This is a genomic window from Lichenicola sp. GTC18331, assembly GCF_055386855.1.
Map to the genome: position 1 here is coordinate 2,606,441 of NZ_AP045015.1, position 13,338 is coordinate 2,619,778.

Consider the following 13,338-nt stretch of genomic DNA (forward strand, 5'->3'; position numbering starts at 1 on the left):
TGGGATCGCTCGGGCAAGCCAGCGGCAGCGTTAGGCGTTTTCGTTGAACCCTTGCGGCAGATAGGTCGCAAACTCCCCCTGAAGAGGAATGAAATAGGAGTTGGCAAGCGCGTTGGTCTGAAAACCGATCGATTTGCGCAGTGTTCGTAGAGCCGACTCGAACGCTAGCCAATCAGGGTCGCGGCTATCACATCGCAGCGTCGTGAGATCGAACTGCTCGACTGCATCAAAGAACCGGCGGATCGTCTCAGCTAAAGCAACGATGACGATATCGAGCGGGCTGCCTGGGGCGCAATCGCGCCGTAGACGGGTTAGGTCATGGCGCAGGCCGTCCAGAGACATTCGAACGCGATCGGGAAATTCGGCGTCGAACCGCGCCCAAAAGGTGCGGCGATCCTCCATCAGGGCGACGATGTCGCGAGCAAGTCCAGGAGCCATTTGCCCGGAACGGAGAAGTTCGATACTGCGCGACCAGCCTCGCTGCCGGACCTCAGTGATCATGGTTTCGTGGTTGCGCTTCCAGGTGCGCAACTCGTCCACCGAGAAGCCACCGTCATCCTTATCCACCATGTCGCCACACTCGCGGCACAGCCATAGCCCATTGGCAGCGGAGCGTCGCTCGGCTTCGCTTTGGAAGGGGTCATAGCGCGGGCCTCCGGGAGATGCAGCGCAGATATGGGCGGCATGACCCGTCGCTAGTCCCCGCTGCAGGCCCGAGCGCGGCCCGGCGGTAAGCCGCAGGCAACGGGGATTCGAGCAGAAATGCGCCGCCCTGAGCGATAGTTCTGTCTTGATGGATAGGGAGAAATTATCCCGCGGCATTATCGTCCTCGACTCGGGCGGCGATCAGGAGGCTGAGGTAATTTTCCGATAACGGAAGCCTCGCGATGTCCGCTGCGCAAGAGTGAAAGCCGCCCATTCGAGATCTTCGCCAAGGAAGTCGTCGTCGGCCAGCATATATCGTGCGCCGCCCTCCAAGAGCTGGACGAGATACCGTCGATTGACCACACGGGCGAGGTCCAGGGGGGCCGCCCCGGAGCTGAAGCCGGACGGCCCACCGGCGACGAAAAACGCGCCCCAGTGACGGTCCAAAGCAAGCCACCAAGTCCGTAGCGAATTAAACATCGTACCTAAGATGGAGTCGTTCCCCGGGTTCGAGAGGCGAATAGCGGGGTTGGTGGACGATCGAAGTGCGATTGGCGTTTGGCAGACGATGACGTTGATCGCGCTGGCATCGGCAGGGAGCATAGTTTCCATCGCGCCGGCTCGAAACAGCTCATGCGCGGCGCCGGGGTCGGATGCGATCCAAGCGTGCATATCTCGCTCTTCCTCTGTCAGCTCGTCTTCCAACTCTCCGGTCAGATAGCGGGCGTGCTGCGTCTTGATGAAGCGCAGCGTTTCGAGATTGCGGAGCTGAAGGTGCCGTGCGAAGCCGTGGAGCGGCAGGCGATTGGACTCGTCGAGGCCCGCGCAGTTTCCGCGGCAGATTTTGAGCCAGGTCATGCTCTGGGAAAATGGCGTCTCAATCGCTTTGTTCAGATCGCCTTCGATCGACGCCGGTGCGCCGTTGTCGTCATAGTCGTGGAGGTGCTCCTCATAGCCGATACCGTCAATCGACTTGCGATCGGCGACCACGAAATCGCGATGGCGTTCAAGCACCTAATCTTGTTCTCATCATCGGCGCAGGCGAAGCCGCGCAAGTAGAACCGCGGCACATAATGATGCTTCTTCGCCTCATTCGCGGCCACAGTCAGTAGTCCTCCCCCATGGAGATACTCGTGGTAGGAACACAGCGTGCGATCCGGGTCCCCGATGCGCGAGTATCGCCGATTGCCATGCGTAAGTTCAAATCCTTCCCCCGCAACAGATCGGCAACCTGGGCATAGGCTGTCGCCACCAGGAGCGCGGTTTCGGTTGCGCGGGCTCGCAACCACCGATTCTTGCAGTTGGTCGAGAGGACAATTCCCCGGCTCGCGGCTTAGGTCGACCCCCAGTCTCCAAATACGGACACCGCACGTAGGTGTGTTTGCACGACTATAGCGCCAGCGCAGTCCTAAGGCGTGGCACGGCGAAGTCGACGAAGGTACGCACCTTGAGTGGCACCAACCCTTCATGACGATGGATGATCTGCACCGGAACTTCCGGTGGCGAGAACTCAGCCAACACCTCTTGCAGAACGCCAGAGCGGATGGCGGGACCGACATGGTAGGAGAGAACGCGGATCAGTCCCATGCCCGCGATCCCGGCGTCGATAGCTGATTCAATGGTGTCGAACATGATTCTGGAGCGGATCGGCACCACGCTGGCACCCTGGGCTGATGGAAAGAGCCAACTGCCGTTTGGATCGAAACCGTGGAAGCCCACGCAATCGTGCGCTTCGAGATCCGCAAGCGTGAGAGGTTTGCCGCGCCGCGCAAGATAATCAGGGCTTGCGCAGACTACACGCCGGATGGCGCAGATGCGCTGGGCGCGCCAACTGCTATCCGGCAGCGGGCCGACGCGGATCGCAACATCGATGCCCTCGTCCTGCAGATCGAGATTGCGGTCATGAAACCTGCAGTTCAGCCGAACGTCCACGAACTGTGCCATGAAGTCTGCGATAACCGGTACGAGATGCATGCGCCCGAAAACCAGCGGTGCCGTTACCGTCAGCTCGCCGCGCGGGCTTTGGTACTCACCCGCCGCGTTACGTTCCGCCTCGCCGATCTGTTCCAGGACCTTGCGGCAAGCCAGGACATAGGGAGCGCCGGTATCCGTCAGCGTCACCTTTCGCGTCGTGCGATGCAGTAGCTTGGTGCGCAGATGTGCCTCCAGCTCCGCAACTCGCCTACTTACGGTCGTCACGGGCACCCGCATCTTGCGCGATGCGGCCGAGAAACTGCCGGTATCCACCACCGCGAGCAAGCTCGCCATCGCCTCCAACCGATCCATGATTATACCGATCCACAGGAAAATGATCGCCGAATTTAGGTGATTATCGCACTCCATGCCAAAGCCTATTTTCCTTTCATCGACACATTGAAAGGAAGCCGAAGATGAACACCGCCCGCCAAACCGCCCTGATCACCGGAGCTTCCAGTGGCATCGGGGCCGTTTATGCAGATCGTCTGGCCCGCCGTGGCTACGATCTCGTCCTGGTGGCCCGTGACGCTGGCCGCCTAACCGCAGTGGCCGAAGCCGCCACCCGCCACGGTGTCGCCGTCGAGACGATCAGAGCCGACCTGACGAAGGCGGCCGATCTCAAGCGCGTCGAAGAGCGGCTGCGCACGGACGGTGCCATCACCGTGCTGGTCAACAACGCCGGCATTGGCGCCGCCCCGGGGCTTGCCGATGCCGATGTCGATGCACTGGAGCAAATGATCCAGGTCAACGTGACGGCGCCGACCCGCCTCGCCGCCGCCGCCGCCCAGGCTTTTTCAGCCGCGGGGCGGGGCACGATCATTAACATCTCCTCGGCGCTCGCCCTGGCGCCGGAGCTTTTCAGCGGCGCTTATAGCGGCACCAAGGCCTACATTCTGAACCTCTCGATTTCGCTCCGCCAGGAGATGGCGCCACGCGGCGTGCAGGTGCAGGCCGTGCTGCCGGGCGCCACTCGCACCGCCTTCTGGGGCCCAGCAGGCGAAGGCCTGCCCGCCGCCATGGTGATGGACGCCGAGGAGTTGGTGGACGCGGCGATTGCCGGCCTCGACGCGGGCGAAGACATCACCATTCCCTCGCTGCCCGAGCGCGCGGATTGGGACGCCTTCAATGCGGCTCGCGGCCGGCTCGGCCCCAATCTCTCCCGCCAGCATGCCGCCGCTCGCTACGGCCGGGCTGCATAAGCTCGAAGCCGCTACCCCCGAGAAATCGAACCACGCGCCGAAGGCCTGGGACGGCCTCCCGCGCCGGATGATGGAGACAACGAATGACCACGTTCACCGAACATCGCGTGCCGACCTCCGGCGGCGATGTCTATGTCCGCGATTATGCCGGCAACGGCCCCGCCTTCGTGATGCTGCACGGTTTCCCGGACAATGGGCACATCTATGACGACCTGATCCCTCACCTCGTTGCTGGCGGCCGGCGGGCCATCACCATCGACTTTCTTGGCTTCGGCGCCTCCGACAAGCCGGAGGGAGCGCATTACAGCTTCGCTCAGCAACGCGGCGACGTCGAAGCCGTGCTCGATACCCTGCAGCTCGACAACGTCGTGTTAGTCGGCCACGACGCTGGCGGCGCAGCTGCTCTCAATCTGGCGTTGGCACACCCTGACCGCGTCGCCTCCGTCGTGCTGATGAACGTCTTCTATGGCGAGGCACCGGGCCTGCTGGTGCCGGAGCTGATCGAGCTGTTCTCGCACAAGCCGCTGCAGGCGCTGGCGCATCATTTCCTTGCGAGCCCTCAGCAATTCGCCTGGCTCATCGAATTCCAGCGCCAGCTGCTGCTGGGCGATGCAAACGAATCCGGGAAGGTTCGCTACAATGAACTGCTCGGGCCGCTGATCGACGCCAACTTCCGGCAGCAACCGAGTGCCGCCATGGCCTTTGCTCACATGACCAGCCAGCTGAAGGACGAGGTTGCGGCCGATACCGGCCGCATCGTGGCGCTGCGCCGCTCGGCCGTGCCGGTGCAGCTCATCTGGGGCCGCAACGACCCCTATCTGCACCTATCCACCGCAGCCTTCCTGCAGGCGCAGCTGCGCAATGCGTCGCTGCACGCGCTCGATGCCGGACACTGGCCGCAGATAGACGCGGCCGAAGACTGCGCGCGCATCATGCTCGCCGCCTAACCCTGAAGACCGCACCCGGCCCGAGCGCCCAAGAAGGGGGCTCGTGGCCGGCCGATCGACGAATGAACTGCCCGCCGTCGGCGTTGAGACCATGCATCGCGGCCGCCCCGATCACGGCATCAAAGGAAATGCTCAGATGACAAAGATAATTCTCATCACTGGCGCGACCGGCAATACTGGCGGCTCTGCTATCGATGCCCTGCTGGAGCGCGGTCACACCGGCATCCGCGCGATGCTTCGCACAGACGACAGCCGTGCGAAGGCCTTGCGTGACCGCGGGGTCGAGACCGTCGTCGGCAATTTGCTGGATCTCAACTCAATCCGCGCTGCTCTGAAGGGGGTCGAGGCTGCCTATTTCGTCTACCCCATCGAACCGGGGCTGATCCAGGCGACCGCCTATTTCGCCCAGGCCGCGAAGGAAGCGGGCCTGAAGGCAATCGTCAACATGTCGCAGAAGTCAGCGCGGTCCGATGCCGCCAGCTACGCCGCTCAGGATCATTGGGTCGGCGAGCGTGTTTTCGACTGGTCGGGAGTGCCCGTCACGCATCTCCGACCGACTTTCTTCGCTGAATGGCTACTCTATCCGTTCCAGATCCCATCGATCAGCCGCGGCCTGTTGCGGACGCCTTTCGGCCTCAACAAGCATGCGCCGATCGCGGCCGTGGATCAGGGCCGGGTCGTCGCTGCCATACTGGCCGACCCTGCACCGCATAGCGGTAAAACCTATCCGCTGTATGGACCGGTCGAACTGACGCAAGCAGAGGTGGCCGAAATCCTGTCCAAGACGCTCGGTCGGCCGATCGCCTTCGAACCTGTTTCCCTCGAAGTGTTCCGCGCCGAAATCGAGACGCATCTCAAGCGGCCCTTCCTCGCGCAGCATCTCTACGAAGTCGCACGTGACCACGGCACCGGCATCTTCGCCGGCACGAATGATGTCGTCGAAACGATCACCGGGCGGCCGCCGATGTCGATCGAGGCTTTTGTCGCGGCCAACAGAGCGGCCTTCGCTGAGAGATAGCAGATTCTGACGGCTTACGAAGGCCGCGCCCGCATTCTGCGTGAGCCTAACCCTGAACTTCGCCCCGGCCATACGTGATCGGGTGCGCCAAGAGGAGAATTCTCGTGACCCGCTTGCTTTCTGCGACGCTTGCCGCCGGTCTCGCGGCGACCGTCGCCGCCGGTTCGGCCCACGCTGACACCCCGTCCTTCCCGAAGCCCGTGACCCATATTCTCGCGATCGGTACCCTGACCCCAGGTGCGACGATTGCCGAGGTCCGCGCCACTCTGCCGGCCGAAGTGCGCGAGACGGTGAAGCTCTATCTCGCCGGTAAGATCGACCAGTGGTTCTCGCTCGCGGACCGCAACGGCGTGGTGTTCCTCCTCGACGTGACGGACCCCAAGGAAGCCCATGCGATGCTGGAAGCGCTGCCGTTGGGGCAGGCGCATCTCATGCAGTTCGAGCTGCTGCCGCTCTCCCCGCTGGCACCTCTGCGGCAGCTGCCCGGCGTGGGGGCCGGCTCCCCCTGACCGGGCGACTTCGCCTGACGCTTGACGCTCGAACACTTATAGCAGCGACCGACTGATGCTCGGCCGCCCCTCAGGAGGGTGACATGACCGACACCGTATCGCCGCGTTCCTCCGCGACGCAGATTTCCGAAAAACTCTTCATCGCACCTCAACCAGGTCTCGACGCTTTTCCCGATCTGGCGGCGGCCGGTTTCAAGAGTGTCATCAGCAACCGTCCGAGCGGGGAACAGCCGGACCAGCCGATCCCTGCGGCTGAGCAACGGGCGGCGGAAGCGGGAGGCATGGCCTTTCACTTCATCCCAGTGACAGCCGCGACGATCACCGAAGCCGACGTGCGGTCCTTCCAGAAGGCGGTGGCTGAAACCAACGGCCCCGTCTTCGCGCATTGCCGAAGCGGCATTCGCTCCGCGAGCCTGCATGCCATCGGCGAGGTGCTGGACGGGCGCGTGGCCCGCGAGGATTTGCCCGCGCTCGGCGGCAAATGGGGCGTCGATCTTTCCGTTGCCGCCAAATGGCTGGCGCGCGACGCGGAACGGCGGCCAAGTGTCAAAGGCTTCTTCGATCCGCGTACGTTCAGTGCCCAATATGTCGTGTCGGATCCTGCGACCGGTCAATGCGCGATCATCGATCCGGTCCTGGATTTCGATGAGAAATCGGGCTCCGTCGCCACGGTGAACGCCGACGCCATCCTGCGCTACGTAGCGGAGGAGAGGCTGACGGTGCAGTGGATTCTCGACACACATCCGCATGCCGACCATTTCTCGGCAGCCCATTATCTGCGCGAAAAGACGGGCGCGCCGACCGCGATCGGCGCGCATGTGATCGACGTCCAACGCCTGTGGCAGTCGATTTACAATTGGACCGAGCTGAAGACCAATGGCTCACAATGGAACCATCTGTTCAAGGATGGCGAGCGCTTCACCGTCGGCTCGCTCGACGCGCGCGTTCTCTTTTCGCCAGGTCATACGCTGGCCTCGATCACGTACGTGATCGGCGACGCCGCCTTCGTGCATGACACGATCTTCATGCCCGATTCCGGCACCGCGCGCGCTGATTTCCCCGGCGGCAAGGCGGAGCAGCTCTGGGAGTCGCTGGAGGCTATCCTGGCCCTGCCGGAAGATACGCGGCTCTTTACCGGTCATGATTATCAGCCGGGCGGCCGCGCGCCCCGTTGGGAAAGCACGGTCGCCGAACAGAGGACAGGCAATATTCACCTCGCGGGCGTCAGCAAGGCGACGTTCATCGCTACGCGCGAAGCACGGGACAAGAGCTTGCCGATGCCGAGGCTCATCCTGCCCGCCCTGCAGATCAACATCCGTGGCGGCCGCATGCCCGAGCCCGAGAGTAACGGTCGCCGCTATCTCAAGATCCCGATCGGCGCTTTGGCGGACGCGGCATGGGAATAGCGACCGCGGCGGCCTCTGCCCGGACGCGAATGCGCTCCGGATAATCTTAGCATCCCGGCGGCTGACCGCCAGGAAAATGTCCAGGGAAGGAGAATGAGTGTGGGGCACCCCACGAGCGTCACGGGGGCCACGGCCATGATGCTCCCACGAGAGGCAAAATCCGCGCTGTGCAGGCTGCGCGTGAGTTGCCCGGGCCTACCTAATGGCACCCACCCTCAATTACGCGAGCCGCAGGACGGCCGCCGAACCGAGTGGTGAATGGACCCCCTACAGGTTGTCGAGTTTCGGGATCTACGATGGGCGATCGTCACGTCGCAACATCGCAGCCTCCGGCAGGCGGCCGAGGCGTTGAGCGTCCGGCAATCGACACTCAGCCGATGCCTTCGGAATCTCGAATATCAGCTGAAAGCGGATCTGTTCGAACGCACGAACGGTGGCACTCGTCCTACGCCGGCGGGACAGGAATTCCTCGAGGCCGCTCGGCGCGTCCTCGAGGAGACGCAAGCGATTACTGAACGACTTAGAACCCGTTCACGGGGCGAGAGCGGCCGTCTGACGATTGGTGTCCATGCCTCGCTTTCGGCAGGCAACCTCCGCGCCACCCTGATCGATTTTCGCCGACGATTTCCCGATGTGGCGACTTATCTGGTGGATGGGTCGAGCGACCATTTGATCTCCGACCTCGTCACTTCGGCTATCGACGTGGCCTTCGTCGTGGAGGGCAACCCAAGGCTGGACGGGAAGTCATTGCCGGTGTGGAGCGAACGGGTCGTCGTCGCGCTTCCTGAGGAGCATCCTTTGGGCGATCGTGAGTTCTTGCTTTGGAACGATTTGAGGAATGAACCGCTGTTGTTGCCGCTACGCGGACCAGGGCCGGAAATCCTCAAGCTGATCATCAGCAAGTCGGGATGCTCCGACCCGTGCCGGCTGACGCGCCATGACGTTTCGCCCGATCGGTTTCTCACGCTCGTCGGCGCCGGATGGGGATTGTTGCTGGCCCTTGAAGGCGCGACCGGGGCGACCTACCCCGGCGTTACGTTCCGGGAGGTCCATGACGCCGACGGGCCCGCACGGCTCAGCTTTCGCGCTCACTGGCGCGAAGAGAACGGGAATCCTTCGCTGCGTCCTTTCCTTCACATGCTCCTTCGACCAGCTTTCGTGCCGCGCGCGGATCGCCTCGGCCGAGGCGCTGTCGTTCAGCCCTGGCGCCTGCGTCCCAAAGCTGACGCTCTTCAGATCGAGTTCGAGGCAGCTATCCGAGCCGTAATGGTAGAACGTCTTCAGCGTGAGGACGTGCAGGGCGGCGAGGAAGGCGATGTCGGGCCGCTCGCCGAGCGCGTGGCGCAGGCCAAGCGTCCGGTGCGAGGTCAGCTCGGTCATCAGGCGATCGGAGATCGGCGAGAGACCCTCGTCCTCCTCCGGCTCGGCGCTAGGCTCCGCCGTCACGACAGCCTCGTCGCCCTCGTAGCTGGCGGCGATAGCCCGTTCATCGTCGCCGTCAGCTTCCGGCTCGGACGCGGGCTCGACCGACATTTCGTCTTCCGGCCGGACATAGCCGCGCTCGACGCGAAGCTGGCCATCAGCGCCGATGCTGACGAATGCGCCCGCGCGGGCGATCTCGGCGGCGTCGAACACCACGGGACGGCTGTCGAAACCCTCGATAAGCGTCTCCAGCTCCGACAAGCGTTCGTCCACCTCGTCGGGCAGTTCGTCGGCGTCCTGATACTCGTCGGAGAGGCGGTCCAGCTCAGCTTGAAGCGCGTCGCGGCTCGCTTCCTCCTCGGCGGTCAGCGGCACGGTCTCACCGCGAAGCTGGCGCAGACCGAAGGCATGACCGTAAGCGAAGTCGGGCGCGACCTCGATCCACTTCCAGCCTTCGGCGGCGATCGCTTCGGCGTCCGCCTTCAGCTTGTCGGTCACCATCTGGTCCACGAGCGGCACGTCCTGCAGCCAGCCGCCATCGTCGCCCTGGAACAGGTCGCGCAGCACGGTGCCGCCCGCCGCCACATAGGCGTCGAGGCCGATGAACTGCGCGCGCTTATCGGAGGCCCGGACGGCGCCCTCGGTCAGCATGCGGCGGATGACGTAGGGCTGCTTGTCGTAGGAGGCCTTCAGTCGCTCGAACACCTGCTCCTGGCGCTCATGGTCACCGGAGACGGTGAAGGCCATGAGCTGGTCGAGCGTCATGCCGTCCTCGGCATAGACGTCGAGCAGCGCCGGCGAGACCGACGCCAGCTTCAGGCGCTGCTTCACCACGTTGACCGAGACGAAGAATGCGGCGGCGATCTCCTCCTCGGACTGGCCCTTCTCGCGCAGCGCGAGGAAAGCGCGGAACTGGTCGAGCGGATGCAGCGGCGCGCGCTGGACGTTCTCGGCGAGCGAGTCCTCCTCGGCGATGCCGCTGTCGCGGACGATGCACGGCACCGGCGCGGTCTTGGCGAGGCGCTTCTGCTTCACGAGCAGCTCCAGCGCCCGATAGCGCCGGCCACCGGCCGGGATCTCGAACATGCCGGTCTCAACGCCGGCGTGGTCGACGACAGCGCGAACGCTGAGGCCCTGCAAGAGGCCGCGGCGGGCGATGTCATCGGCCAGTTCCTCGACGGAGACGCCAGCTTTCACGCGCCGCACGTTCGATTGGCTCAGGAGGAGTTTATTGAAGGGAATGTCCCGCGAGGGCGAGAGGGTAATCTTCCGAACAGGGGTAGACATCGGGATGTACTCCGCGACGAGCGCCGAAAGCCTCTCTCTCGGCATCAACTCGTCAAGAAGCGCCGCGCCGCCCTCTTCCTCTGAAGGGCAGCGCCGCAGAACCGACGATCAGGAAAGACGGAAAGGCACGAAGCCGGAGACACGCGTTTCCGCATCTCCGGCTTTCCGGGAGTCAGGCCGCCCGGTCGAGCAGCTTCTTGGCGCGCGCCTCCAAGTCGAGCCGCGCGTCCTGTTGAGTCTTATCCCGCGCGACCGCGGTGATGCCCTGCACGAAATCGAAAACGCTTTCGGGCTTCCGGCCCTCTTCGGCCAGCACCGTCTCGATGATCTTTGCCGTCTCGGTCTTCGAGAACCCGCGCTTGCGTAGGAAGTCGCTACGATCCTCGTCGGTGCGGGCCACGATCTTCTCGCGCGCCGCCTTGATGCCGTTGACGAAGGGCAGCGGAGAGGAATTGGCGAAGCGGGTCAATGCCGGCGCCGCCTCGTGCGAGAAACGCGAGGCTGCGTATTTCGAGTGGCGGATGGTGATCTCCTCGAAATCCTCGACGCCCCAGAGATTTCGATTCTGGCAAACAGCGCGGAGATAGAAGCTCGCCATGCCGAGCGTCTTGGCACCCACCTCGGAGTTCCAGCAATAGAAGCCGCGGAAAAAGAGGTCGGGCGAGCCATCGGGCAGCCGCCCGGCCTCGATGGGGTTGAGGTCGTCGACCAGGAACAGGAAGACGTCGCGATCGGACGCGTAGAGCGTGGTCGTGTCCTGGGTGATGTCAACGCGCGGATTGTAGATGCCGGTCGACCAGTCGAGAACGCCCGGCACCTTCCAGCGAGTGTCGCCCGTGCCGTTGCCCGCGATGCGCTGCACGGCCGAGACCAGCTCATGGTCGAAGATGCGGCCATAGTCGGGCCCGGTGACAGCGCGCAGCTCGACGCGGCCATCTTCGATCTCCAGCGTCTTCACCTGCTCGGCGCGATGAGAGGTCAGCCCGTATTGCAGGTTGATGCCGGCAAGCGGCGCGGGAAGCTGCCGCAGATAGGCCGCCGGCGCGCCGACCAGACTGGCGAGCTGGCCGAAGCTCCAATGCGTAGGCGCGATCGGCGCATCCGACCCGGGCAGCATCAGTGCCAGGCGCTCTGCATCATCGCGGCTCGCCTCGAGCCGGATCGCCGCGCTCTCGACTGTCCGGGTGCGGCTCCGCTCGGCCCGTCCACGGACGGCGGCATAGAGGTCCGACAAGGACAGGTAACGCTCGTCCGCTGGTCGTGAAAACCACTCCGACGACACGCGGCCGATCCGCTCGCCGCGGCTCACATCCACCTTGTAGCCGCCAGCGCGGTCGCGAGCGGCGTCCAGAATCTCCACATGGGTCATGGCTAGTCTCCATGACGGGCACCGGAGGCCTCTCCTCCAACCTTCAACCCGTCACGGCGAAGCCGGTCCGTCCTCTCACTCTAAGAAGGGTGTTGCGGGGGGGGGGCTTTCTCCACTCAACTCAGATCAAGATATTGATTTTGCCTTCAAGCAGTTGTTGACGCCGAGTTCTCATGAGGGCAGCACTATCCAGAAGGCTGGATATATTCTCCAAGAAGAGGAGAAAAAAGACTGCGAAGTCTGTCTTAAATAAGCAGCAGACTTCTGAAATGATCGGCTTATGGCCGCAATGGCGACAAAGTTCATGGCGAAGCCAACCGATGGCGACTCAATGTTTTTAGATGGCAACCGAGAATTTCAAGTCCGACTACCCTCGCGAATCTCATCCTGCTCATAAAGGGTGTCAGATCACTTCCTCTGTGATCCCCGACGCATCCAGCTGGCCCACCGTAATCGCGCTTATGGATGGATCTAGCTCTGCCAACCTGGCTTCTTCGATCAATTGCTGCATGACATTCACGACCTTCCGCGGAGTGCGGAATGTGAGTTGGCCAAGCACCGCCTCCAACGCATCCGGTGTGAACGGGAATGCGCCCTTGCGTGCCGCGTCCGTGCAATCATCTCGGCTCTTGTCCATGACTTGGGTCGCGAATTCGACAGCAGCGGTGCGGTCGAACGGTTTGAATTCTATTTGGCGGCTGACCCTCGTGAGGACGTACTCAGTGAAGATGGACGGCAGGATTTCCTGTTCTGCCGAAACGGCCAGCACGAGGCCTAAGCAATTAGGGCATAGGTCATAGAGGTGTCGGATGAGGTCGTTGACCTCCAGGACCTCCTTCGTCGAAGCTTGAAGTAGGACATCCAGCTCGTCGATCATCAAGTGCACTGACTGTCGGAAGCGCTTCACCTCGTCCTTGAAACGCATCTCGTAAACAAACAGGTTGGCTAGACGTGTAAACGTGATCATCGCCTGGTAGTCGGTCTGGCCCTTGGGCGCCAGGAAACTCCGAATTGTCTCCTCCGTCTCTTGACGGAAAAGTCCCTTCGCAAAATTGTACAGATCTACCGCCGGAACAAGCCGCTCGATGATGTCGTCGTTGGACGCAGCTACGCCGACGTCATTCTCGCTGGTGTACTGGTTGACGCATCTTTGCAGAAAGGTCCTATAGTGAAGGGCATCTTCGACAAGCCCGGTTTTGGCAATCAGGTCGTCCTGGAATGCGCCGCCAAACGTCAGCTTGCCTTTGTCCTTCTTAAGGGTGGGCACGTAGTAGGCGGTGGATTGGCCACTATCCACCATGTGCCTAAGCCAGTGAATGCCCCACAGTAGGGCATGCGATTTGCCCGTGCCGTACGCACCGTAGAGCAAGGTCAGGTTGGTATTGCCGACCTGCTCGGCACGTGACCGCAGCAGGAATTTTTGGAGCTGCTCGCGCTCCTTGACTTGGCCTGCCCAGATAGCCAGCCGCGGATCGTCATCGAACGTAGCGTTCGACCGGAAGGGATTTCCCGTGAGATTGCAAGCCTTGTAGAACGTCGCGTTATCGACAGGCATCAAC

The 13,338-nt window shown here is 62.9% G+C and carries 10 protein-coding genes and 2 pseudogenes; 6 read left to right on the forward strand and 6 right to left on the reverse strand.

Going from position 1 to position 13,338, the window contains the following annotated elements; genetic code table 11:
- Positions 1–30: 30 nt before the first annotated feature.
- The 3 genes from ACZ5BM_RS11935 to ACZ5BM_RS11945 form a co-directional block, all read right to left on the reverse strand.
- The gene (locus tag ACZ5BM_RS11935) at positions 31–570 is read right to left on the reverse strand and encodes a DUF6650 family protein (RefSeq protein WP_498908229.1); all 540 of its coding nucleotides are present in this window, start codon (positions 568–570) and stop codon (positions 31–33) included.
- Between the two features lie 276 nt (positions 571–846).
- The gene (locus ACZ5BM_RS11940) at positions 847–1,659 is read right to left on the reverse strand and encodes a hypothetical protein (protein WP_498908231.1); all 813 of its coding nucleotides are present in this window, start codon (positions 1,657–1,659) and stop codon (positions 847–849) included.
- 375 nt (positions 1,660–2,034) lie between these two features.
- A complete protein-coding gene (locus ACZ5BM_RS11945; protein ID WP_256888515.1) occupies positions 2,035–2,988 on the reverse strand; it encodes a LysR family transcriptional regulator in 954 nt (317 codons plus the stop codon).
- Between the two features lie 47 nt (positions 2,989–3,035).
- Between ACZ5BM_RS11945 and ACZ5BM_RS11950 the strand changes: the two genes are divergently transcribed.
- The 6 genes and pseudogenes from ACZ5BM_RS11950 to ACZ5BM_RS11975 all read left to right on the forward strand — a co-directional run.
- Complete coding sequence (locus ACZ5BM_RS11950) at positions 3,036–3,821, forward strand: SDR family NAD(P)-dependent oxidoreductase (RefSeq protein WP_498908233.1); 786 nt, start codon at positions 3,036–3,038, stop codon at positions 3,819–3,821.
- An 83-nt stretch (positions 3,822–3,904) separates the two neighbouring features.
- The gene (locus ACZ5BM_RS11955) at positions 3,905–4,768 is read left to right on the forward strand and encodes an alpha/beta fold hydrolase (protein ID WP_498908235.1); all 864 of its coding nucleotides are present in this window, start codon (positions 3,905–3,907) and stop codon (positions 4,766–4,768) included.
- A 43-nt stretch (positions 4,769–4,811) separates the two neighbouring features.
- On the forward strand, positions 4,812–5,786 hold the full coding sequence (locus tag ACZ5BM_RS11960) for an NmrA family NAD(P)-binding protein (protein ID WP_498908237.1): 975 nt from the start codon (positions 4,812–4,814) through the stop codon (positions 5,784–5,786).
- Between the two features lie 104 nt (positions 5,787–5,890).
- Entirely contained in the window at positions 5,891–6,295 is a 405-nt protein-coding gene (locus ACZ5BM_RS11965; RefSeq protein ID WP_498908239.1) for a hypothetical protein, read from the forward strand.
- A gap of 83 nt (positions 6,296–6,378) precedes the next feature.
- Complete coding sequence (gene blh, locus ACZ5BM_RS11970; RefSeq protein WP_498908240.1) at positions 6,379–7,701, forward strand: bifunctional sulfur transferase/dioxygenase Blh; 1,323 nt, start codon at positions 6,379–6,381, stop codon at positions 7,699–7,701.
- A 258-nt stretch (positions 7,702–7,959) separates the two neighbouring features.
- A pseudogene (locus ACZ5BM_RS11975) lies at positions 7,960–8,787 on the forward strand (LysR family transcriptional regulator); the annotation flags it as partial.
- Positions 8,788–10,116: 1,329 nt separating this feature from the next.
- Here the strand turns inward: ACZ5BM_RS11975 and ACZ5BM_RS11980 are convergent.
- The 3 genes and pseudogenes from ACZ5BM_RS11980 to ACZ5BM_RS11990 form a co-directional block, all read right to left on the reverse strand.
- Positions 10,117–10,455, reverse strand: a pseudogene (locus ACZ5BM_RS11980) (ParB/Srx family N-terminal domain-containing protein); the annotation flags it as partial.
- 127 nt (positions 10,456–10,582) lie between these two features.
- The gene (locus tag ACZ5BM_RS11985; RefSeq protein ID WP_498908241.1) at positions 10,583–11,779 is read right to left on the reverse strand and encodes a DUF932 domain-containing protein; all 1,197 of its coding nucleotides are present in this window, start codon (positions 11,777–11,779) and stop codon (positions 10,583–10,585) included.
- Between the two features lie 403 nt (positions 11,780–12,182).
- A complete protein-coding gene (locus ACZ5BM_RS11990; protein WP_498908242.1) occupies positions 12,183–13,334 on the reverse strand; it encodes a hypothetical protein in 1,152 nt (383 codons plus the stop codon).
- Between the last annotated feature and the right edge of the window lie 4 nt (positions 13,335–13,338).

Coding starts and splice junctions, on each gene's coding strand:
- ACZ5BM_RS11935 (WP_498908229.1), bottom strand. CDS start 570: ATGGTGGATAAGGATGACGGTGGCTTCTCGGTGGACGAGTTGCGCACC.
- ACZ5BM_RS11950 (WP_498908233.1), top strand. CDS start 3,036: ATGAACACCGCCCGCCAAACCGCCCTGATCACCGGAGCTTCCAGTGGC.
- ACZ5BM_RS11955 (WP_498908235.1), top strand. CDS start 3,905: ATGACCACGTTCACCGAACATCGCGTGCCGACCTCCGGCGGCGATGTC.
- ACZ5BM_RS11990 (WP_498908242.1), bottom strand. CDS start 13,334: ATGCCTGTCGATAACGCGACGTTCTACAAGGCTTGCAATCTCACGGGA.
- blh (WP_498908240.1), top strand. CDS start 6,379: ATGACCGACACCGTATCGCCGCGTTCCTCCGCGACGCAGATTTCCGAA.
- ACZ5BM_RS11945 (WP_256888515.1), bottom strand. CDS start 2,988: ATGGAGTGCGATAATCACCTAAATTCGGCGATCATTTTCCTGTGGATC.
- ACZ5BM_RS11985 (WP_498908241.1), bottom strand. CDS start 11,779: ATGACCCATGTGGAGATTCTGGACGCCGCTCGCGACCGCGCTGGCGGC.